Here is a 21,996-nt window from a genome sequence, read left to right as displayed (position 1 = left end):
TTTCTTAGGTGTATTATGGCATCCGTACCTTAACCGGCAATGAATGCCCGCTGAATGTTTGCTGAACGTGCCGGACACGCCAAATACCCCACCAAGAGATACATCCTGGTGGGGTATTTGGGAGAGCAACTATTTCCTTTACGGCTTACGGGCCAGCGCTGCTACCTTGTTCAGGGTATTCCAGTTGCGCGCGGTAAGCGCCGTTCCCAGCAGCTTGTCGAATGACACCTTGAACAGCGGCGACTCGCTCACACTCACTTCATAGAAGGCATACAGCTCCTTGCCGATCACCCGCACCTTATCGGCTCCATCCTCATAGGGACGGAGCTTCTCCAGTGCTTCAGCGGCTGGCTCCGCTGCCAGAAACGAGACGTACAGGCGCTTGTAGGCTTCCGGCTCACTCTGCGGGAACGGGTTGCCGGCAATGGCCGCCTCCAGCTCCTCCAGAGAACGGATGATTACAGGCACCTCAAAGCCGAAGGTCTCCTGGATCTTCCCGCTAATCATCTCCGCCAGCCCGTCGCCTGTTAACGCTTCACTCTCAAATACAACGTTGCCGCTCTGAATGTAGGTGCGCACATGCTCATATTTAAGCGCTTCGAACATCGCCTTCAGTTCTTGCATCTTAATGATTTTGTTGCCGCCGACATTAATGCCGCGCAGTAAGGCAATGTATGTATTCATCTGCGTTCCGCCTTCTCTATATCATCTATTATTCTGTTGCCCGCAGCGCTATGCTCTCAGGCGTCTGCGGATCTCGCGGACCAGCAGCTCCTTCTCGGGAACCGGGAGTCCCTCAACCAGCCGTGCCGCCGCTACCGGCAGTATCCACGGGTTGATATCTGCAAGCGTCAAGCCTGACAGCTTCAGATATCTGCGGACATATTGCGCGGTCAGCCGCTTCCTGGCGAACCCTAAGAACCCCTTAGTGAACACAGAAGCCGACTCAGGCATAGACCCGATACTGAACATAATCACCGACCGTGCAACATCTGCTGCAGGATTGCCGCGGACGCCGGTCATCCAGTCTATCACCCACAGCTTGCTGTCCATCAGGATGTTGTCCGGGTGGAAATCTCCATGGCACAGCTTCTCCCCGTTCGGCAGCCGGGCAAGCCGGGACAGAATCTTTGTCTTCTCCTCTGTCTCAAGCATGGGCGCGGCGATAATCTGCTGCTCCAGCCGCTTCTTCTGCGCTCCTGCTTCGCCCATGCCATCGAGCTGGTGAAGGCTATGATGCAGGCCGGCCATCTGCTTGAAGCCGCTGAAGTTCAGCCACGGCTTCCGGTTCATTTGCTGTAACAGGGTAGGACCGGCGATCTGCTGATACACAATTCCCGGTCTGCCCTCTACCACTACCCGCTCATGGGGCTGCGGAGTAGCAACACCTTGTTCATAGACCCATTTACTGAAACGGTATTCTAAGTCCACATGCTCTTCCGGAACGTCATCGCGGTACAGCTTAAGAATCTTTCCTTCCCCGTACTCCAGCACTTCCGCCGTTCTGCCTTGACCGATTACCTTCCCCTGCATATCAATGCCCTCCAGGCTAATCCAGACTGATCCGCGAGTAAATGCTCTCATCTCCCTTTATAGTGAATCGCGGAAAAACTCATGATAGAAATTAATAATAACCAGCAGCACAGCCAGTGATTCGTTGACGCTATCCACTTCCAGAGCGTGGTTGGCATCGTCAATCCTGTATACCCTTACCTGCTTCATGCTGCTAAGCTCGGCAGGATGCTGCCCGGTGAACATCGGGTCACTCCCGCCATAAATTACACTGCCCCGGCTCTGCCGTATGAACGGAAGGCTCTCGGGAACAGGGGTAAGGAACAGATGCGAGACCTTCTCGCCCACTCCGGGCTCCGACGCAACCTTACCCGCAATAATCGTCCCCATACTCTTGCTGATGAACAAAAGCTGCTCGTAGTCGGGAAGTGAAGCAAGCGCAATCTTGCATTCCTCGGCAACAATATCAATCTCCTCGCGCTTGAAGGATACTCTCGCAGCCTGGTAGCCGTATTCAAGCAGCAGCAGGTCACAGCCGTATTCCCGGGCCAGCTTGCCCGCATAATCCAGCAGCGGCCGCTCGGCGGAATAATTCTGTCCCGGAAACACCACAGCCAGCATCTTGGAGCCTTGCGTAATAAGCTTATGTCTGACCTCTCTGCCCCAATGTGAGGACATTACAATGCTGGATACGCTCATCTATCATCCACGCCTTTCCTACCTGTTCTATGAGATTCTCTCTTGCCTCTCATTATAGCTAACTTCAGCACAGGTTGAAAACCGGACAGCCCCGCAGGGCGGGGCTGAATAGCTGACGCTGCTCTATGAACCTTCCGGCTGCTGCTCTGGAAGGGCCTTGTGTCTACTGTTCCTTCTGCGGGCAAGAAGCTCGGCTGTAATCCATAGTACCACAGGAATCACCACTTCGAACGGGAGGGCATATACCTTGTAGATGTGATAAGCGAACTCCTCCATTTCCATAATATTGGAATATATGAAGTCCGACAGATAGATCATGATCAGCCCCATCTGAAGCACTACAGACCGGTAGCTCCCCAGCTTGAATACCTTCGCTACCCCGTTGCAGGTTACATACAGGCACAGACTGACCTTGACGAAGAGCGCCGTAACAAACACAATGGCCGCCGAGCCCTCGATCCGGGTAACGAAATCGCCTATGTTAATCCGGCTGACCGCCACGTATGAGGGGAAGTACAGACTGGACAGAATATCAGGGCCGAGCATCAGCAGGTTGCGCAGCGTGATCATAATAATGATCCCCCCTGCAATCAATGTGCTGCTGACCAGCACCCGCTTGGCAGAGCCCTTGGCCGGAATAGCGCTGAATGCGCCAAGGAAGACTACAATCTCGGCAAAAGGGAAGGTGAACGAGCCTGCTGTATCTGCAAGAATAAGGTTGAATCTGGTATGGAGTAGCGGCTTCAAATGATGGTATTCAAATTTGGGTACGGAGAGTAGTTGTAAGATCACAATTACAATCAGCGAGAACAGCAGCAGGAATTTGGCGCTTCTTCCAAGCACCTCGATCCCGGCGTGGACCACCCACATACAGAGCAGGCCAATCATAAGCATGGGTGCGAGCATCGGAGTTGCGGTTAAAGCCACGGTCTTGCTGAACTCCCCGAAATTGCGCAGCACCAGCGCGCCCAGATGTAAAGCATACCAGATATACAGACAACAGAGCATCCGTCCCAGGACGGAGCCGAACACTTCAATCAGCATGTCATACAGATCCTTGCCCGGAAACAGGACATGGAGTCTTGCATAGATCAGCATAAGGGGAATCGCCAGCAGAATCGCCAACATTTGGGCAATCCAGCTGCTGTTGCCGGACTGTGACGAGGTTCCCAGGAACAATGAAGCACCGGTGACAAATAATACAGCGATGCTGATCGACTGGCCAGCCGGAATAGTCTCTTTGCTCACACTCTCCTCCTCCTTCAGCGGTGCGCTCTAATATAGCTTTTTCACCCAATCCACAAACAGCGGGGACGGACTGGGAATCTCCCAGTGCATCGACAAGGCGAAGGCCAGCGCGAAGGAGATCAGATACAGGGCGGAGCAGACAAGGAAATCCCGCTTCATTCCCTTCTTCCGCAGCCCATACGGATCAATGACCGCTATCAATGCGTAGATTAATACCACGTAAATGACCATGCTTAATCCCCCAGCCGGATGGCCCGCGAAGTCTTGGCACTGCTCTGTATCGTCACCTTGGACTTGACGCTCACTTCAAGACCGGCAAAGACCTCAGGCCAGCGGTCCTTCACTTTGTCCCAGAGCTTAGGCTGGTTCTCGTACAAGCTCTCGCCAAAGCCAAAAATATCAGCATCGTATTCCTGCTGCATCTTATGAATTAACGCAAGAATATCTGCCTGCAGCTGCTCGGCTGCCCTTTGCTCGATATCCTGAAGCGTCTCATCCTTAAGGAATCCATCCGGTGTCATCACCTCATCCAGCGCTGTCTTGGTTACAGTACGAATGTCTATTTGGAGCTTGCCATCCACCATTTGGTGCTTCAGCTTGGTCTGATTGGAGATAATCTCCAGCGAATACGCGGGATTCCCCCGCTTATCATCTACAGCCAGCACCCCACCCTTCAGTACATTTTTGACGATAAGCATCGTCTTCGTCTCATCGCCGCTCAGCTTGCCCACCATCCGGTCCTTCACGAATACGGCGGTACCTGCCACCCTTTCGCTCTGCTCACCATTTTTCCGGTGAATATGAATGATGGGGGCCGTCGCATTAATCCCCGAAGTCTCCAGCTTGTCGATGAAATCCCAGATCTCCACAGCCGGAGCGATGTTCGTATACTTCTCGTCACGCATCATCTGGGCCAATTCAAAGGACAGGATGGCTTCCGTGGTGCTTTTCATATTGAGCACCTCGCGGGCCGTCTTCTCTCCAGACACGAAGATGAACACATCCGAGCGGGTCTCCGTGTCCCGGCTGTACCAGTCAATGACTTTGACTAGCCCCTCTCTGGCGACTTCCTCACTGATGATTATGGCCTTCGCATGACTCCAGAACAGCTTCTTGCCAGTCATAGAGATCATATTGCGGACGATTTCAAACATCGTATTCCCGCTGAGGCTGACCATCTTGTAGCCCGCCTGGGCCTTGTCCGCCGACCCGCCTGTATCCACAATCTCTGCTGTAAGCAGCAGCTTCCCATCCTCATTCTTATCAATGGCCACCCCGGCTACAATCGCCATATCATCCACCTCGGCATAATTCCAGCAGCCGGTGAGTCCCAGGCTCAGCAGCAGCAATAGTGAGATAAGAGAGGTACACCTTCTCAGCAGAGATCTCATGACCGCTTGGCCGGCCTCTTGGGCGGCTTCCGTCTCCGGTTGCGCATGCCAATCACCGCAGGCCGCAAATTCATATCCCACCAGGGAGCACGAATGGTTGTATCCTTAATATCCTGGGGGCGGATCGAGCCTACCCCGAGCATGTATGAGACGCCGAAGGAGCGCAGACTCATTAGATGAATGACCAGACCGAGCAGACCGAAGAAATATCCGTAGAGGCCCAGGAAGAAGGTTGTGCCCAGCAGCACCAGTCTGGCTATGATCAGCGGTCCGGTCAGCCTCGGATTGAGCAGCGTCGTTATCCCTGTCAATCCCACCACAATGACCATCGGCGCACTGACAATCCGCGCATCCACAGCAGCCTGGCCCAGCACCAGCGCCCCGACAATGCTTACAGCCTGGCCAATCGATGTCGGTATCCGTGCCCCCGCTTCCCGCAACACCTCGAAGATGGTCAGCATAAGCAGCGCTTCCACTATGGTTGGAAAAGGCACCGATTGCCTGGCAGTCGCAATACTAAGCAGGAGCAGAGTGGGGACCATCTCCTGGGCATAGGTTACAAGGGCAATATAAGCGGCCGGGATACTGATCGACATGAAGGCTCCCAACACTCTAAGCACACGGTTAAACGATGCAAAATAATAGTTGATATAATAATCCTCACTGGCCTGGAAGTTCTCAACGAATACATAAGGAACGGTCAGCGCAAAAGGGGTGCCTTCGACGAGGACCGCAACCCGGCCCTCCATGATTTTGCTCACAAGTGTGTCCGGCCGTTCGGTACTTCCAACGGTTTCAAATGGAGAGTAGGGCTCGTCACGGATCAGCTCGGACAGATAACCCGTGTCCAGAATCAGATCAAGCTCCACCTTCTCCAGCCTGTCATACAGCTCCTTAATAATGTCGGGAGAGGCCAGGCTCCCCATATAGCAGATACAGGTCTGCGTCTTGCTGCGTGTTCCGATTTCCGTGAATTCAAATTTCAGATCCGGATCGCGCACCCTGCGGCGGATCAGGGTCAGATTCACAAGCAGCGATTCGGTGAAGCCCTCACGGGGGCCGCGCACCGTTTTCTCTGTAGTAGGCTCTTCTATCGCTCTGGAGTCCCATCCCTGAACATTGATGAGAAGCCCTCCGGCATAGCCTTCCAGCAGCAGCACCGCCTTCCCGCTGACGACCGCCCCGATCAGTCCATCCATCTCCTCGGAGACCATGACATCTGGGGTATCAATGACAGTCAACCGGATTCTCTCCATCAGAACCTTAGGGTCCCGGTGCTCTTCTTCTGCGGGCTGGTAGGCGAGTACCGGCTTGATGATCCCCGTCTGAATCAGATTCCGGTCCACCATTCCATCGACATAGATTAACCCGCAGCGGACGGGAGCGCCCTGGCTGTTCTCTATAATCCTTACTCTCAGTGTCCCGTCGTTATTGAATATCTTCCGCAGCCGCTCCACTGTCTCCTCCAGCGAAGGGCTTAGCGGGGGATACGCTGATAGGGTACCGGCAGCTTCGCTGTTCAGTGCAGGTTGCTTGTTCTTCACCGCTATCACTCCTCTCAGAGATCTATTGCTCTGATTATCCCCCGTCTCTCTAACTCCTATTCGCCAGAATTTGCTGGATAGGAGAAGCAGAAGCCGCCCAGCCCTTGAACGGCACAGCAAATAAGCCCGCTCTGTAAAAGAGGGGCAGGTTGAGTCCAGGCTTCGTATGATATCGTCAGCCGCTGCTCCACTAAGGCAAATGCTCCTTGCAGCAGCCGCTTTATGTTATGGTTAGTACAGTTAGATAACAGCGGTGGGACTGTTACAGAGAAAGGTAAAAGGAGCACGTAAAATGACACCATTCACGCGAAAAGTTATCCTCATTATTCAGTCGATCCCGGAAGGCTCCGTCATGACCTACGGCGGGATTGCCCGGGCGGCCGGAAGTCCCCGGGCGGCCCGGCAGGTCGTGCGCATTCTTCATTCCATGAGCAGGAAGTACAAGCTGCCGTGGCACAGGGTCATCAACGCCAAAGGTATGATCTCGCTCACCGAAGACGAATCCGCCTCCCTGCAGCAGCTATATTTAACCGGAGAGGGCGTTATCTTCGATGAACGGGGCGTGGTTGACCTGGAGCGCTACCAGTATGTTCCGGCTCCTGAGCTGGAGATGGACATGGAGCTTCCGCCTGAACTCGGCGATGAGGAGGACACTTAACCTATCTTCCTCCGGCCCTCGGAATAACTCCTGTGGCTCCCCCCCGCCAGCCCGTTCAGCAGGCAATACATCGTGGCATAGATCACCAGCAGCACAAAGGCGACGAACAGGCTGAAGAACACAGACTGCCGGTTCAGACTGTCCATGACCAGCCGGTAGAGCTGATGGCGGTCCGTCAGCACATCCCAGCTGTTCAGCCGGTAGACTCTGCCGAGCAGGACGCCGTAGCCGCCCATGACACAGGCGAACAGGACGAAGACCCACGAGAGCAGCATGTTGCTTTTGCGGTAGATCACGTGCTGGAACTGGTACAGGGAGAAGAATCCGGTCAGCCAGCCGCTCCAGGTGAACAGGAGGAGGGTAGTCAGATCATACCAGTACCGGTTCTGGATCGTTCCGCCGACGATATACTTGCTTTTGCGGACAGTCAGATGGATCAGATCAGTCATAATATATGGCGCATTCGGAAAAAACAGCAGCCAGGCTACGCCCAGCGGCAAAATCAGCAGCCCCCCGATCTTCCGCTTATCCAGCTCATGCGCAGCCATGGAGAAGAAGAACGGCACCCAAGCCAGAAACAGATTCCAGAGCAGAAAGGCATAGAACGTATCTGTCTGAAGCGAAACTACGCGGTATACCGCAAGTGTTGCCGCCGTCATAGCAGCCAGAAGGATGAAGACCTTGGTATAATTCAGTTCTTTCATGAAGGATAATCTCCTAACCTTGATATAGTCCATTTCTGTAATTGTACAAATATGGGGCTGGAGTGTCCAATATCGGTTGCTCTACCCTCACGCTGCGCATTGTGTTCGGTTTTCCGCGTACACCTCTTCTTAAGAATAAAAAAGCAGTACCGCCCATGAAGGACAGCACTGCTGGTGTGACGTTAACAGGGCACTGCAATTGCGGAGATTGCGGACTGGCCGCCAAGCGGCTGCCTTTGTTATCCTTCTTAGCCCCGGATTGCGCGAGCTATACCCCGCCGCTCAGCTTGCGAGCCACCGCCGGAGTGCGCCCCTTGAAGGCAGCGCTGCGCGATGAGGATTCCTCCAGCCCCGAGAGGGCGCTGCATTCTCTGAAGGCCGCATGCGCGCAGCCCCGGCATCGGCTCGGATTCACGCTGCCCAGCGCTTCATTGATCGCTTCGCCGGTATGATCATAGAACTGGGCAGCACCGATCCGGTCGTACAGCCCTGTTCTCTTGAGCAGCTCCAGCGGCTGGCTCTGGATGCCTGAGATCATCAGTCTGCCTCCAGCGGCCTGCAGCTCCTTCACCAGCGCTGCCAGATTGGCCTCGCCTGTCGTATCCATCAGCGGCACCTTGCCCATGCGCAGCAGGATAAGCTTAGGCTGATCCGGGCCGAGCTCGGGCATGGTGTGGTCGAAGCGGTAGGCAGCGCCGAAGAACAGCGGTCCCTCCACATTGTAGATTCCGATCTGCGGACAGTCATGGCTCTCTGTTACCATATGGGCCTCGACCTTGACGGAAGACGGGTCAGGCAGCACCTTGGAGATTCTATGCACCTCACCCATACGCTTGACGAAGAGCACAACGGCCAGGATCAGCCCCACCTCTACCGCCACGGTCAGATCAGCGAATACCGTCAGCAGGAAGGTAATCGCCAGCACCAGTGAATCTCCGGTCTTCAGCTTCAGCAGGTGGAGAAATTCCTTGCGTTCACTCATATTCCAGGCTACGACCATCAAAATCGGAGCCATCGCTGCCAGCGGAATGCTGGAGGCGTAAGGGGCGAACAGAAGCAGGATCAGGAACACCACCACACCGTGAATGATCCCGGAGAGCGGAGAAGCGGCACCGCTGCGTATATTGGTGGCAGTTCTGGCAATCGCACCGGTAGCCGGTATCCCGCCGAAGAGCGGCGCGGCGATATTGGCGACCCCCTGGCCGATCAGCTCACGGTTGCTGTCATGGCGGCTGCCCGACATGCCGTCGGCCACGACTGCGGAGAGCAGCGACTCAATGGCCCCCAGCAGCGCAATGACAAAGGCCGGACGGATCAGCAGCTTGATTTTTTCCCACGTAATGACCGGGAAGTGAAAGCTGGGGAGTGTATTCGGGATATCTCCGTAGGCGGAGCCGATGGTCGTCACCTTGCCGCTGAAGAACAGGGCTGCGATAACCGTGGCACACAACAGTCCAATCAGAGAACCCGGCACCTTCGGGGCAAACCGCAACCCCAGCACCACTACGCCGAGACATACTCCCGCAGTCAGAATGCTGTACAGATTGATTGTGGAGAGATGCGCCCCGATCTCCTTCATATTGTCGATAAAGCTCTCATGCCGCTTCATGTCCCTCAGGCCAAGGAAGTTCGCAATCTGCCCGCTGAAGATAATAACGGCAATCCCCGCTGTAAAACCAATGGTCACTGGCTTCGGAATGAACTTTATCAATACCCCCAGCCGCAGAACACCCATCAAGACAAGAATCACCCCGGCCATCATTCCGGCAATCAGCAGATTCTCATACCCGTACTGCATGGCAATAGCGAACAAAATAGGAATGAATGCACCCGTAGGCCCGCCAATCTGGAACCTGGACCCGCCGAATAAGGAAATCAGTATGCCGGCCACAATGGTTGTATAGATTCCGTACTCCGGCTTCACACCGGAAGCAATAGCAAATGCCATCCCAAGCGGGATGGCAATAACGCCGACGATTGTCCCTGAAATGATATCCTTGCGCAGCGAAGCAATGTTATAGCCTTTGAAACGGCCCCACCCTGTCATCCTATAACCTTCTTTTCTCTGAATATCTGATTATTTGAATATAATACCCACATTACTCCTGCCCGCTGCTCTTGTCAACGGGGTAATCCGCCCCCCGGGGCCCGGGGTTATTCGCTGCGGATGCCTTCAAGCAGGGAAATGGTACTCACCAGATGATTGTCAAAAATCTGTCTGGCTACAGCCAAAAGCTCCTTAATCAGAGGATCACGTAGGGCATAGATGACAGTGGTCCCTTCCTTGACGCTGGTGACCACATTTTTGGCCCTGAGGACGGCCAGCTGCTGGGATACCGCAGAGCCTTCCGACCCCAGGATCGCCTGCAGCTCGTTCACATTCTTCTCGCCTTCGCTAAGCAGCTCCAGAATCCGAATCCGCATCGGGTGAGCCAGCGCCTTGAAGAATTCCGTCTTAAATTGTTGAATATCGCTGTTCATCAGACTTCTGCTCCTTATGCTGTTACTTGTTTCAATCTATATTATATTAGCTCATTTGCCTGAAGGTGGCTATGCCGGGACAGGAAATAGTTCGTCCGCCGGGGGCCCTGCGGCCCCTACAGATTCACCGGATACAGCCTCGCTTCACGGGTCCTCAGCTCGACGAAGCCGCCCAGCGCCATCGGTTCACCCAGGCATTCGAACATGATCAGGTCGCGGCCGATCCGCAGATAACCCGTTCCGTCCTCCTCTATATTTTCCAGCACGCCTGTCAGGATGACCGTGTCCCCTTCGATACGCAGGCCAAAGGCACCGCCGGGAGCAGGCACAATATCGACCCAGCTCATGAACAGCGCCGGCAGCTCCCATTCTGCCTCCCATTCCTCACCCGGCTGAACAGGCGGCCCGCACCAGATGGCTCTGGCTTCCCCCCATTGTGCTGCCGCGAATCTGATTTCCCCGGTCCGGGGACCTTGTCCAAGAATGTGTATGTTCATCTTCATTAGCTCCATCTTCGTTCATTGGTATAACGTCATTATACATGACAGGGCGCCGGAGAGGATATCAGGTGTAATTCTGCGTTGCTTTGTTCAGATACGTGCTGGGATGCAGCCAGGGATGCTTGAAGAACTCGTGTTTGTCGGTGATTTTGCGGGAGACGCTGAGGTCATAATCAATCATGTGCTTCACCTTCTCCGCGAGGCTTCTGCCCTTCACCAGCAGGCCCAGCTCGTAATCATGGCAGGCACTCCGTTCATTAATATTATAAGAGCCGTGAAATACCGCCTGCGCTCTGTGGTCGTAGATGATTTTCCAGTGGGAGAAGCGTTCAGTCGCACTATAATCATAGAAGGATACGCCGTTACAAAAGGGAACGTACATGTTGCTGCGCACCGCCGCCCGGTTCGTCGGATGATCATTAACCAGGAGCGGATTGCAGATGGTAAGATGGCAGGCGCGCTCCGGTCCCACTTCACCCAACCGGTCCCAGAAGGCCTGATCGATCAGATACGGATTCACAATAAGGGTCTCATCGGCCGCATAGGTGATCACATCCAGAATATATTGCTGAATCAGATTCACCGGGTTGCCGGGAAAGCTCGCGAAGAGCGTACACTCCTCCTCCCCGAACGCATAGTCCACCGCAGGACGATAGAAGGGTGACGCCAGGTCAAAGTGATCTCCCCCGAGCAGCAGCCACCTGGAGTGAAAAACAGCGTTCAGCGACTGGGCCACAGCCCCCTGAATGCGGAAGCAGCCGTCATGCCACTCCTCTTCCTTCGCGGGGATACCGAGCGGACGTCCCTCCACCTGCTGATCCGGGGCTTCCTGAATGGGGGTGGCGAACGTATACTGGTCCCCGATATTCAGACTGCCGATAACGGAAGTTATTCCGTCTATAATCATGAATTTGCGGTGGTCAATCACATTCAGCCCGGTCACCTCCACATCCTCCTGAACCTTATCCTGCAGAAAAAGGATGCTCTCAGGCACGCCCTGTGACTTCAGCACCTTGCGCTTCGCAGCCCATTCCTCTGCACCGTAATAGGAGTGGAAGGTATCCAGGAGCCTCGCACCTGCCTGCTCCAGACGCCCGGCAATCTTGGAGAATTGCCCCACCTCCAGGTTCTGGCCGTATCCGAGCGCAGTGACCGTATAATTCACCATGATTCTAACCTCTACCCCGCGCTCAAGTGCATGAAGCAGCTCACTAGCGATAAGGTTCCCTGAATGGTCATTGAAGAACAGCATCACGGACAGATGAATATAACGCTCAGCCTTGCCGATCTCGCCGAGCAGCATGTCCAGACATTGCGGCCCGTTCACATAAGGATCTACCCGATTATGCCGGGTGGTCTGAGGGGCCAGAGCCCTGAGCTTACCGGAATCGAGTCCTGCTACTGTATCCGCGAGCTGATTAAGCCATTCCTGGCTTATACCCGGCAGTTTCCCGAGTTGCTTCATATCGGTTATGACGCCACCGCACTCCTGCCGGTAAGCGCGTGCGGTATCATTTTGCAAAAGAGGGGTTAACGCCGGCTCAGCCTCCTCCGCCCCTTCGGTAAGCGAGGCCAGGGAGCCGCCCGAAATATGATAATTCACGTAATCTATGAGATCCTGCTGAAGCTGCCCGTCCTGCTCGGCAGCAGCAGGGATTGAGGTTAACCGGTGATTATTATGTAGATTAGTCATGCTGTCTTCATCTCCTTCGTTCTTCCCCGCCTTGCTTCGTCAGCAAATGACAAGCCAAGTAAGGGTAAGGTAAGATACCCCGCCTGTACATTTTATAAACGGCATGGCACCTATCAAAATAACCCCACAAAGTGGGGCTTTAGCTTCGATGATGACCCAAAAACTTTGCGGGGACCCCAAAACATATAAATTATTCTCTTAAAAAAAGGATGCCGCAGCAGTCATTAGACTGCCGGAGCATCCCGGGATTCCAGATCATATAGGGTGAACCGCTTAATTCGTAATTATTTGCTCAATTCCTCAGCGCTATACACCTTAACATCAAGCGATGCGGTCAGGAACTCTCCCGCTTTGGCGGCGAAGCCGGTGAAGTGAGGGCTTGTGTTGTGAGCGGCAACGGCGGCCTGGTCACGCCAGGTCTCAACCATAATATAGAGACTTCCGTCTGCTGCATGCTTATACAGCTCGTAGGACAGGTTCCCTTCTTCTTCGTGTGTGGCGGCAATCAGCGGCTTCGCTGTGGCCAGGAACTCTTCCTCCCGTGCAGGATTCACATGAAGCAGCGCATGGATAATAATCATTTGGATATTCCTCCTAGAATTTCATGGGTATAGAGAATTATTTCCACTGGGCAATCGTGTCAATAGGCAGACGGACGGAGGCGTAGCCCTCTTCCAGTGCTTTGCCGATCGAAATCAGCATGACCGGAATGTAGCGTTCTTTGTCCAGACCGAACATTTCAGCGATCTGATCCTTTTCAAATCCGCCGATCGGATTGGTGTCATACCCGTGTGCGCGGGCGGACAGCATCAATTGCATGGAGACCAGACCGGCGTCAATCATCACGGTCTCTCTGTTCACATCTGCGGGCAGCTTGGCGAAGTGGGCGCCCAGGGCGGCCAGCTGTCTTTCTTTCACCTCGGCAGGCATAAGTCCGCGTTCTACAGCCGTTCCGTAGATTTGTTCAGCGTAATCGAAGTTATTCATATCACCGAATACGGCAATCACCGCTGCGGAGGTTTCGACCTGAGTCTGGTTGAACTTGGCAATAGGGGCCAGCTTAGCTTTGGCTTCCGGGCTTTCGATGATCACAAAACGCCAAGGCTGCATATTCACGGAGGAAGGCGCCAGCGTGGCTTCAGTAAGAATCTCTGTCATTTCCTCTTTGCTGATTTTGACGGATGAATCATATTTGCGGATAGAGCGGCGTCCTGTAATAATGCTGATGTAATCATTGTTTTTGGTAGTGTTCATGATAATTTGCTCCTTTAAAATGGTTTGATTATTGTTTCCGGCTACAGTAAATTAATGTTATATTGCAGCCGGGTAAGCATCTCTGCGAGCACAGTGCGCTCCTGTTCATTGAATCCGTTCAGCAGATCGCTGATGAACTCGGTCTTGTTCTCCCGGTAGGCATTGATATGCTCACGGCCTTGACCAGTCAGGGAGACGAGAGTCACCCGATTATCGGCTGGATTATTGCGGCGGGCGATCATCCCGTTCTCTTCAAGCCCTTTTAAGTGGCGGGTAACCGCTGCTGCATCGATTTCCAGAAGCTTTTGCAGGGAAATCTGACTGATCTCGGAAATCCGGTACAGCTCTTGCAGCAGCCTGAAGCGGGTCGGAGTCATGCCGGCGCAGCGCTCGAATTTGGGGCCGATTTCTTTGTGCAGGGCCTGTAGCAGTTCGAAGATCTTATGTTCATCGGGCTGAACTTCGCTCAAGATTAACCCCCTCACGCAAATAAATTGTGCAAAACCTTTTCGACAAAACATACTTTACACCCAATTCATTGACCCGTCAACTAATAATTTTTGGAGGTGGCTGCCAGTATGAAAATAGCCCTGATTCAACTCGATATAGCATTTGGCAAACCGGAGGTGAATTATGCTGCCGCCGAGCGCAAAATTCGTGAGGCTGCCGCCGGCAGTCCAGATTGCATTATTCTTCCCGAGCTATGGACAACGGGATATGACCTGACCCGGCTAGGCGAAATCGCAGATCACGGCGGACATACCACGGGTGCCTTGATATCAGGTCTGGCCCGGGAATACGGCGTGAATATCGTTGCCGGCTCCATTGCCGTCAGGCAGGAGAACGGCGGCATTACGAACAGTATGTATGTCTTTGACCGCAGCGGGGCGTGCACCGGGGAGTATAGCAAGCTGCATCTGTTCAAGCTGATGGAGGAGCATCTCTACCTCCAGCCCGGCGCAGCCAAGGGACTGTTCACGCTGGACGGGATCTCCTGTGCCGGGCTGATCTGCTACGACATCCGGTTCCCGGAATGGGTCCGGGTTCATATGGCCGCAGGGGCCGAGATCCTGTTCATCAGCGCCGAATGGCCGCTGCCCCGCCTCTCTCACTGGCGCGCGCTGTTGATCAGCCGGGCGATTGAGAACCAGTGCTACGTTGTAGCATGTAACCGGGCAGGGGCAGATCCGGCGAATACCTTCGCTGGACATTCCCTGATCATCGATCCTTGGGGCGAGATTGTCAGCGAGGCCTCCGGGGGCGAAGAGATCCTCCGCGGCGAGCTTGACCTCGCCCGGGTCCGGGAGGTACGGGGGCAGATCCCGGTCTTCGCGGACCGGCGTCCGGAGTTGTATAGGTAGTTGGGGCGGCAGGGGATATGTAGAGGCTGATCGCAGGGGGGCGGCATCTCTTGCCCCCGCAATCAGCCTCTTGGACCGTCTCAGGCCCGCTCACCCTCGCGCGTGCACATTGTGTTCGGTTTTTCACCTTCATTTGGCCCGAACACCCTTCGCCTGCACATTGTAGTCGGTTATTCGCCTACATTTGGCCTGCGCTCCCTCGGCGAGCCCATCGTGTTCGGTTTAATACGAAAATAAAAGTCGGGATGCGACTGATGCACCCGACTTATTTTCATTCCTGGGGGTGACAAGGCCTCTGTCTTGTCATGCCTGTTTTTCGACTACATTTCGCCTGCGCTCCCTCGTGCGCCCTCAACCTGCAGAATGTATGCTGTTTTTCACATACATTCGGCCGCGCACACCCCATCCTGCACATTGTATGCTGTTTTTCACATGCATTCTCCACAGCACACCCCAGCCTGCACATTGTATGCTGTTTTTCACATACATTCGGCCCGCGCACACCCCAACCTGCACATTGTATGTTGTTTTCCGCATACATTTGGTCCGTGCGCCCCTAACCTGCACCGAATGTATGTTGTTTTTCACATACATTCGGCCCGCGCACACCCCACCTGCACATTGTATGTTGTTTTCCGCATACATTTAGGCCGCGCACACCCCAGCCTGCACATTGTATGCTGTTTTTCGCATACATCCAGCCACACGTCGCTACCGCCGTAGCCGCCCGCTTCAGCGGGCGTACCTCTCGCGCAGCATACGCGCTGCTTCAAGCACCTGCGGGTCGCTGTACCGCAGGCTGTAGCCTGTCTCCTGCTGCAGAAGCTCCGCCGGCAGCAGACGGGTTCCCCGGCCGGCAAGCGCCTGCCGGATGCCTGCGATGAAGGCGGCCGCTGTAGACGGGCCGCCAAGCTCCGCAAGCGCGGCGATGGTCTCCGGCCGCACGCGCGGATAGTCCAGGGAGGCATCGCCGTCCGCTGCATCCTGATAGAAGCGGCGGATGCACTCTCCGCGCGCGAGCCCCGTGCCGGACACAATCACGAACGCGTGGACGAAGTACGCGTTGCTCTGTCTGCGCTGGGCAATGCCGCAGAACTTGCGGCCGCCGATCGCCAGGTCGAAGTCACCGGGGCAATACGACCCGGTGACTTCTTCTGCCCGGATCTGCGCCGCTGCCTGCGGATGGCCCGCAGCTACCGCTTCGGTAATCACCGAAGCCAGCAGCCGGAAATCATCGTGGAAGTCCAGCTTGCCCGCAGGCTTCGGAAGCAGCAGGGACACGTTGATCACTCCCGCATCCAGCGGCACCGCAGCGCCGCCCGAATGGCGGACTGCCGTACGGATGCCCTGCTGCTCCAGCGCCTGCATCGCCTCTGCTGCGCGGGGCAGCTTGCTGTCCCGCAGCCCTAGCGCCACTCCGCCGGGATGGCTCCAGAGATGCAGCACCGGCGGGACCTTACCGGCCCCGACATCACGGCACAGCACCTCTTCAAAAGCAAACGGAATCAGCATATCCTCCGCAGATGCCTCTTTCCCTTCTTCCCCTGCTTCACCGCCGGTATGCGTGAAGAGGACCATCTGCTCCGGCAGTATTCCCGCCGCCCCGCTCTCCAGTACATCATAAGGTTCACTCCGCATGCTGATTCCCCTTTCTATCTATAAGCCCTGGCCAATCTTAACTCCGTTAACTATTCACATTGTAACCGATCTCTCCCCGCACCGTACAACCGGCAGTGTATGCCCTTACAGATTTGAAATAGCGAAGCGAACCCGTTATCCTTAATGTAGTACAGAAGAATATACCAGCCATAAGATTCGCGCATAAGCTCATGCTATACACAACCTCTAGGAGTGATGCTGCATGACAACCGAACCACAGGCAAAAGACAGGCAACTAAGCAAATCCAGGCAATGGGAACAGGCCATGAGCAAGCTGTACATCAATTTTCAGGACTACAGCAAGGATGTTCGCAAAGAGTTCAACGATGAGGATATTCATCAGGCCAGAGTCAATAGCCGCAAGCTGCTGACCTTGTTGTCCATTCTTGATCCGGGCCATACTGCAACGGCAGACTTGTATGACAGCTTCAAGCAGGCCCAGAAGAAGCTCGGCAGAGTCCGTGATGCAGATGTGCTGATCGGGTCGTTTGAAGCCCGGCGCAAGGCAGCGAAGGCTGCTGGTGATAAGAAGACTGCCAAGCTGCTGAAGGCGGTAATCGAACACCAGAAGGATACACGGAAGGCCGCCCGCAAGAAGCTGAGGAAGGCACTGCCCAAGCTGTCCGGCCAAGCGCTCGAAGTGCTGTGGACACCTTTTATCGAGACAGGGCTAGAGCCCCTCGCTGCCAAAAAAGACGCCAATGTCGCCATGCGCGAGCTTGAAGTCGCCTTTGAACAGAAGAAAAAAGCTTGCAAGACCTTATTCAAGGGTCCTCAAGCTGAATCAAAAGAAGCCTTCGAAGCTCTTCATGAGCTGCGAATCGCCGCCAAGGAACTGCGGTATACGGCGAATGCGGCTGATTTTGCGCTGGATCAGAAATTCCATGCCCATGAAGCCTTCTATAAGGACATCCAGGACCAGCTCGGACTCATTAATGACAAGCGGGTATGGCTTGAGACGCTGCAATCGATTGGACGCGAAGAGCTGGATGTCGGCAAAAAAGTCTGGGCTGCCTTCACCGATACGCTGCGGGCAGAGGTACTGGAGGCTCTTCATCAGAACGGGGTTGTCCCTGTTGCTGAGGCTAAGCCCCCAAAATAGGGCATCATAGCTGATCATCCCATACATCCTATACACAAAGGCAGGACGCCGCATGTTATCCAAGCGGTATCCTGCCTTTTATCATAAACGTCACGTACTATAGCATTCCGGCAGCCCATAATCCGCCTCTGCGGATCATCCGGCGCAGCGGCGCTGAGGAGAAGGAAGGCAGATGGTGTCCAGGCATCAGATAGACCACCCGGCCTTCGCCGAAGGGATGGCACCATGCCGCCGGTCTCATCGCTCCGTCATGAGGATATTCGGCCAGCACCGTTGTCTCTAAGTGGGGATGCTGCTCGAAATAGTAAGGCTCGTCCTCCATCACAAAATCAGAGATCCCCTCCATAATCGGGTGCTCCGGCGCACTTACCTTCATCTCCAGCGCTGTGAATGCCGGATGATGGGTGAACCGGGCCCCGAGCATCGCCCCAAGCTCCTGGTTACGCTGTAGGGAAATGCCATTGTGCACGACAAGCAGCCCGCCGCCGCCAGCCACATAAGCAAGCAAGGCTCCGCTCTGCGCAGCGGGTAACTGCTCCTCGGAGAACTCCGTATAGGAGACCACCAGTCTGCATTCTGCCAGTTCTGCCTGGTTCATCCGTCCGTAATCCTCCGTAGAGACCACCTGAAGCTCCGGCTCAAGGAGCTGCTCCAGCTCACGGTCTACCCCTTCGAAGGGATGATACTTCACTTCAGTATAGCTGCCGAACGCCAATGCTTTGTATGAAGACATGCTACACACACCTCTCTTTTGCCAAGTTAGCCTGACCGGAAAGTCAGTGTCACCCCTGATTCGTTCCCCCTGCCGCTGTCACCAGGGCCAGAGATTGCCGTCCAGATCGATATAAGCCGGTTCTTCGGCCAGATACATCTTGTGGTTATGAACGATCGTCATAATCTTGCCTGCTGATTCTTCAGGAGTTACAGGCGCCTCTGCATCCTTCTCCCCGTTCATATAGGTCTGCAGCCAGCCGGGATGGAAGACCAGCACTTGTCCGCCCATCGCACGCAGGTGATTGTGCAGCAGCGAAGACTGCATATTAAGCGCGGCCTTCGACATACAGTAGCCATACATATTGATCCGCTTGTTCCGCCCGATGCTTCCGGCCTCCGACGAGATATTAACCACCAGACGCTGGCGGCCTTGCAGCAGTAAGCCCATCAATGCATTGCTCACCCTCAGCGCACCCAGCGTGTTCACGTTATAAATCTCCGCCATAGCTTCATCATCCATATCCACGAGCACTGTTGCATCATCAGACTTGTGGATAATCCCTGCGTTATTGATAATCATATCAAGGTGCCCTGTACTTCCGGCAATACTCCGCGCGGCCTCCTTTACGCTCCCTGCACTGCCGATATCGAGAGGAACCAGCTTCAGGCTATCCGGGTATTGCGCTTTCAAAGCTTCAAGTAGCGCAGGGTCCGGCAAATACTGTCCGGCAAACACCATGTATTTACTCTCCAAAAGAGAACGAACGAGGAATAATCCCAGTCCACGGTCAGCACCGGTAACACAGGCAACCCTTTTCATGAGCTCCCCCCTCCTATCTGCATAATTATGCTACGAGCCTAGGTCCATCCCTCTCACATTAGCATGGCTGCAGGCCGTTAACAACATCCTGCAAGGGAGGGCAGGCTAAGCAGAACTTTACTTTTGCTTTAATTTTGAACTATGCTACAATCATGATTAATAGTTGTTAACAACACAATTGTTGACAACAGGTTTCATTAACTCTTACCCAGGAAGGTGATCCTACGATGTCTATTCAACAAATCCACACTAAGGAAGAATTAGAGCAATATATCGGGCAGCCTGGCAAAAAACTGCTCTTCAAGCACAGCACCACCTGCCCGATCAGCGCCAAGGCCAACGAGGAGTTCCAGGCCTATACACAGCATTCAGATACTCCTGCAGCCGTGGTCCATGTGATCGAAGACCGTCCTGTCTCCAATCAGATTGCTGAGGATTTCGGGATCAAGCATGAATCCCCGCAAATTTTCCTGCTGGAGGACAGCGAAGTCCGCTGGAACACCTCACACTGGAAGATTACCCAAAAAGCGATAAAGGAAGCAGTGGAACAATGAGCGCGAACGTAATTGTCTATTCAACCTCCGGCTGTGGCGAGTGTAATCAGGTCAAGCAGCTGCTAGAGAGCAAGGGCATTCCCTTCGAGGTCCGGGATGTGATGACCAGCTCCGTCTATCAGGAGGAAGTGGAGAAGCTGGGCTTCATGGGCATTCCAGTCACCGTATCCGGGGACCGGGCGGTCAAGGGCTTCAATCTCCCTGAGCTTCAGGAGCTTATGGATGCTGCTGTTCTGTAATATACACAAAGGTGCTGTCCTCTCAACAGGAGCAGCGCCTTTTTTTTGCGATTCATCGATGGAATAATTGTATATTTATATATATCTGGACAAGGAGGATTGATCCTTTGAAGTGGCTACAGGATGAGCATGCCGCCAAATGGCGTGAAGAAGGACAGCGTTATGCGAGCGACGTTAATCAATTCGTACATAAAGGACTGACTGAAGGCTGGGACAAAGCGGGAAAAGAACCCGCAGAGGATACACGCGGGGGCCTCGCCGCCAAAATCTATAAGATGATTCGAGGAGCTAATGAGCACGGTGAGATTACTGAGCTGCGGGAGCAACTACCGGCGGCAACGTGGCCGCTCTCCGGGCACTTCCAGAAGGAGATGCAAGCAATTCGCGGTATTCATTTCATCAGTGATGATGCTCTGGTGTTCAGCACCGGCTCACCTTGGGAGAAGAATGCAGTTGTGGCTGTACATAAGGATGTTATTTCCGTATTCGACGAGTTTAGCCTGGTTGGGGCATCTCCTGACAATCATTTCTATGCACTCGCCGGAACTCAAGGCATTACCATTATGCAATCCATGAACAGCACTCTACAAGGAAAAGTTGTAGCAGATCTCACATGGCGTGAGCTGAATGGCACGATTCAAGCGCTGGACCCGGACTTTACTGTTTTGAACATAGACAGCTTGGAACAGGAGTTACCCTTGGAGCAAATCATTCCTTTTAACGGGGGCCAAGCGTTATTGCTTGTTACGAGCCAGGGAATTTTCCTGGTCCAGCAATCGCAGGAGAAGCTATGGGAGGTGAAGCTGCTGCATCCTGATCTCGAAGAATATAAAGCAGATGAGCTGGAGCATATTGACATTGACATGCCGCATGGTGCCGTCTCTCCGGATGGAAGATGGATTGCCTATGGCAGCCAGGGCAGTGATCATCTTTTATATGACACAACTTCAAGGCAGGTTCACTTATTCAATCCGGAATCCAGTTACCCGCACTATACTATATTTACGAAGGACCAGCACAGCGTGTGGTACAATGCCTGCCACTTCTATAATGGCGTTACCCTTACTGTGTCCCTTGAAGATGCGGAAGCAGGAAAGCTCTCGTACGATCAGGAATATCCGGTCGTTAACGAGGAAGCCCGGGTATATGCGGCGGCGGCACTGAAGGACGGTGTTGTCATTGGCGATGCCTATGGATACTTGAGGCTCATTGATGCAGAGGGGCGGGAGATGTGGCGTTATTATGCCGGAAGCACCATTTCTGGATTAGCTGTCAATCCGGATGAGACCATACTGGCCGTGGGGACTTATGGAGGGATGCTGCATTTCCTGGACCTTCATGCCACTGAACGCAGCGACTATGAGATTACAACAGGAACCGTTCGTGAGATGAAGCGGATTATTGCCTGGAAGAATCAGAATGAGCCGCTTTGGTGGTGAGCTGATACATGGAGTACCTTCTTCCCCACCGTCGTCTGCCAAAAATAAAAAACAGCGCTTGAGCGAGATAAATGGCAGATAATCTGCTACATATAGGTGTTTTGGCTTCCATTTGCTTAGCCATTCAGCCATTTGCTGAAAATAAGGCGAATAGCACTCTTTTCCATTTTTACAAACCCCCTCTGAAGAGAGTATGATTCGTGTTGAAAGCAAATGAATGCATTCATGAAAATGAGCATATGCATGCACGCTGAATTTCCGTCATGTGGAAAACGGGGGAACCATCCGGCCGTCAGGCCGACTTGGGGTGAATCCGAAGGAGAATGTCACGCGCAGGTCTCCGGCAGGTAGGGCGACTCTCACCGTCCGAATCCGACAGCTAACCTCGTAAGCGCCAAGAGAGAGCCCTGATCCGCCACGCTTT

24 protein-coding genes and 1 riboswitch are annotated in these 21,996 nt (G+C 54.1%); of the genes, 6 read left to right on the top strand and 18 right to left on the bottom strand.

Annotated elements, in window-relative coordinates; genetic code table 11:
* Positions 1 to 138 precede the first annotated feature (138 nt).
* From C173_RS02890 to C173_RS02860, 7 genes are all read right to left on the bottom strand, one after another.
* The gene (locus C173_RS02890; protein ID WP_036722249.1) at positions 139 to 684 is read right to left on the bottom strand and encodes a DUF1697 domain-containing protein; all 546 of its coding nucleotides are present in this window, start codon (positions 682 to 684) and stop codon (positions 139 to 141) included.
* A 48-nt stretch (positions 685 to 732) separates the two neighbouring features.
* Complete coding sequence (locus tag C173_RS02885; RefSeq protein ID WP_036722246.1) at positions 733 to 1,533, bottom strand: phosphotransferase family protein; 801 nt, start codon at positions 1,531 to 1,533, stop codon at positions 733 to 735.
* A gap of 57 nt (positions 1,534 to 1,590) precedes the next feature.
* On the bottom strand, positions 1,591 to 2,211 hold the full coding sequence (locus C173_RS02880; protein WP_036722244.1) for an alpha/beta hydrolase: 621 nt from the start codon (positions 2,209 to 2,211) through the stop codon (positions 1,591 to 1,593).
* A 123-nt stretch (positions 2,212 to 2,334) separates the two neighbouring features.
* On the bottom strand, positions 2,335 to 3,459 hold the full coding sequence (locus C173_RS02875; RefSeq protein WP_036722242.1) for a GerAB/ArcD/ProY family transporter: 1,125 nt from the start codon (positions 3,457 to 3,459) through the stop codon (positions 2,335 to 2,337).
* 27 nt (positions 3,460 to 3,486) lie between these two features.
* Positions 3,487 to 3,690, bottom strand: a complete 204-nt coding sequence (locus tag C173_RS02870; RefSeq protein ID WP_036722240.1) for a hypothetical protein — start codon at positions 3,688 to 3,690, stop codon at positions 3,487 to 3,489.
* A gap of 2 nt (positions 3,691 to 3,692) precedes the next feature.
* On the bottom strand, positions 3,693 to 4,850 hold the full coding sequence (locus C173_RS02865) for a Ger(x)C family spore germination protein (RefSeq protein WP_036722239.1): 1,158 nt from the start codon (positions 4,848 to 4,850) through the stop codon (positions 3,693 to 3,695).
* Positions 4,847 to 6,394 carry a spore germination protein gene (locus C173_RS02860; protein ID WP_235191740.1) on the bottom strand — a complete coding sequence of 516 codons (1,548 nt, stop codon included), beginning with the start codon at positions 6,392 to 6,394 and terminating at the stop codon, positions 4,847 to 4,849. The genes C173_RS02865 and C173_RS02860 overlap by 4 nt, the downstream gene beginning before the upstream one ends.
* Positions 6,395 to 6,686: 292 nt before the next feature.
* Here C173_RS02860 and C173_RS02855 point away from each other — a divergent pair, with 292 nt between their 5' ends.
* The gene (locus C173_RS02855; RefSeq protein ID WP_036722238.1) at positions 6,687 to 7,052 is read left to right on the top strand and encodes an MGMT family protein; all 366 of its coding nucleotides are present in this window, start codon (positions 6,687 to 6,689) and stop codon (positions 7,050 to 7,052) included.
* Here C173_RS02855 and C173_RS02850 read toward each other — a convergent pair.
* From C173_RS02850 to C173_RS02815, 8 genes are all read right to left on the bottom strand, one after another.
* The gene (locus tag C173_RS02850) at positions 7,049 to 7,756 is read right to left on the bottom strand and encodes a DUF1361 domain-containing protein (RefSeq protein WP_036722228.1); all 708 of its coding nucleotides are present in this window, start codon (positions 7,754 to 7,756) and stop codon (positions 7,049 to 7,051) included. The two genes, C173_RS02855 and C173_RS02850, sit on opposite strands and share 4 nt — an antisense overlap.
* 268 nt (positions 7,757 to 8,024) lie before the next feature.
* Positions 8,025 to 9,803 (bottom strand): SulP family inorganic anion transporter, encoded by a 1,779-nt coding sequence (locus tag C173_RS02845; RefSeq protein ID WP_036722225.1) that lies wholly within the window; start codon positions 9,801 to 9,803, stop codon positions 8,025 to 8,027.
* Positions 9,804 to 9,910: 107 nt separating this feature from the next.
* Positions 9,911 to 10,237 (bottom strand): ArsR/SmtB family transcription factor, encoded by a 327-nt coding sequence (locus C173_RS02840; protein WP_036700195.1) that lies wholly within the window; start codon positions 10,235 to 10,237, stop codon positions 9,911 to 9,913.
* 116 nt (positions 10,238 to 10,353) lie between these two features.
* A complete protein-coding gene (locus C173_RS02835; RefSeq protein WP_036722224.1) occupies positions 10,354 to 10,734 on the bottom strand; it encodes a hypothetical protein in 381 nt (126 codons plus the stop codon).
* A gap of 67 nt (positions 10,735 to 10,801) precedes the next feature.
* Positions 10,802 to 12,430, bottom strand: coding sequence for a phospholipase D-like domain-containing protein (locus tag C173_RS02830; RefSeq protein ID WP_081750977.1), 1,629 nt, complete (start codon positions 12,428 to 12,430; stop codon positions 10,802 to 10,804).
* Positions 12,431 to 12,714: 284 nt separating this feature from the next.
* Complete coding sequence (locus tag C173_RS02825) at positions 12,715 to 13,011, bottom strand: putative quinol monooxygenase (RefSeq protein WP_036722220.1); 297 nt, start codon at positions 13,009 to 13,011, stop codon at positions 12,715 to 12,717.
* Positions 13,012 to 13,048: 37 nt separating this feature from the next.
* Positions 13,049 to 13,684 (bottom strand): nitroreductase family protein, encoded by a 636-nt coding sequence (locus C173_RS02820; protein WP_155991204.1) that lies wholly within the window; start codon positions 13,682 to 13,684, stop codon positions 13,049 to 13,051.
* 41 nt (positions 13,685 to 13,725) lie between these two features.
* Positions 13,726 to 14,154: a MarR family winged helix-turn-helix transcriptional regulator gene (locus C173_RS02815; RefSeq protein ID WP_051477777.1), complete on the bottom strand. Its 429-nt coding sequence runs from the start codon at positions 14,152 to 14,154 to the stop codon at positions 13,726 to 13,728.
* Positions 14,155 to 14,262: 108 nt separating this feature from the next.
* On the opposite strand from C173_RS02815, the gene C173_RS02810 reads away from it, so the two are divergent.
* Positions 14,263 to 15,045: a carbon-nitrogen family hydrolase gene (locus C173_RS02810; protein ID WP_036722216.1), complete on the top strand. Its 783-nt coding sequence runs from the start codon at positions 14,263 to 14,265 to the stop codon at positions 15,043 to 15,045.
* A 732-nt stretch (positions 15,046 to 15,777) separates the two neighbouring features.
* Here the strand turns inward: C173_RS02810 and C173_RS02805 are convergent.
* The gene (locus C173_RS02805) at positions 15,778 to 16,683 is read right to left on the bottom strand and encodes a lipoate--protein ligase family protein (protein ID WP_051477776.1); all 906 of its coding nucleotides are present in this window, start codon (positions 16,681 to 16,683) and stop codon (positions 15,778 to 15,780) included.
* A 223-nt stretch (positions 16,684 to 16,906) separates the two neighbouring features.
* On the opposite strand from C173_RS02805, the gene C173_RS02800 reads away from it, so the two are divergent.
* Positions 16,907 to 17,806 carry a CHAD domain-containing protein gene (locus C173_RS02800; protein WP_051477775.1) on the top strand — a complete coding sequence of 300 codons (900 nt, stop codon included), beginning with the start codon at positions 16,907 to 16,909 and terminating at the stop codon, positions 17,804 to 17,806.
* Between the two features lie 97 nt (positions 17,807 to 17,903).
* Here C173_RS02800 and C173_RS02795 read toward each other — a convergent pair whose 3' ends face one another.
* Entirely contained in the window at positions 17,904 to 18,539 is a 636-nt protein-coding gene (locus C173_RS02795; RefSeq protein WP_036722213.1) for a ThuA domain-containing protein, read from the bottom strand.
* Between the two features lie 78 nt (positions 18,540 to 18,617).
* The gene (locus tag C173_RS02790) at positions 18,618 to 19,340 is read right to left on the bottom strand and encodes an SDR family NAD(P)-dependent oxidoreductase (protein ID WP_036722209.1); all 723 of its coding nucleotides are present in this window, start codon (positions 19,338 to 19,340) and stop codon (positions 18,618 to 18,620) included.
* 227 nt (positions 19,341 to 19,567) lie between these two features.
* Between C173_RS02790 and ytxJ the strand changes: the two genes are divergently transcribed.
* The 3 genes from ytxJ to C173_RS02775 all read left to right on the top strand — a co-directional run bounded on the left by ytxJ (position 19,568) and on the right by C173_RS02775 (position 21,572).
* The gene (gene ytxJ / locus C173_RS02785; protein WP_036722206.1) at positions 19,568 to 19,894 is read left to right on the top strand and encodes a bacillithiol system redox-active protein YtxJ; all 327 of its coding nucleotides are present in this window, start codon (positions 19,568 to 19,570) and stop codon (positions 19,892 to 19,894) included.
* Positions 19,891 to 20,133, top strand: a complete 243-nt coding sequence (locus C173_RS02780) for a glutaredoxin family protein (RefSeq protein ID WP_036722203.1) — start codon at positions 19,891 to 19,893, stop codon at positions 20,131 to 20,133. Before ytxJ ends, C173_RS02780 begins: the two co-directional genes overlap by 4 nt.
* A 107-nt stretch (positions 20,134 to 20,240) precedes the next feature.
* Complete coding sequence (locus C173_RS02775; protein ID WP_036722199.1) at positions 20,241 to 21,572, top strand: WD40 repeat domain-containing protein; 1,332 nt, start codon at positions 20,241 to 20,243, stop codon at positions 21,570 to 21,572.
* Between the two features lie 238 nt (positions 21,573 to 21,810).
* Positions 21,811 to 21,980, top strand: a riboswitch (cyclic di-AMP (ydaO/yuaA leader).
* The last annotated feature ends 16 nt before the right edge of the window (positions 21,981 to 21,996 follow it).

It is taken from the genome of Paenibacillus sp. FSL R7-277 (assembly GCF_000517965.1).
Lineage (GTDB): Bacteria > Bacillota > Bacilli > Paenibacillales > Paenibacillaceae > Paenibacillus_AQ > Paenibacillus_AQ silagei.
Note: the sequence above shows the minus strand (reverse complement) of the source record. Positions and strands in the feature narration are given on the sequence as shown.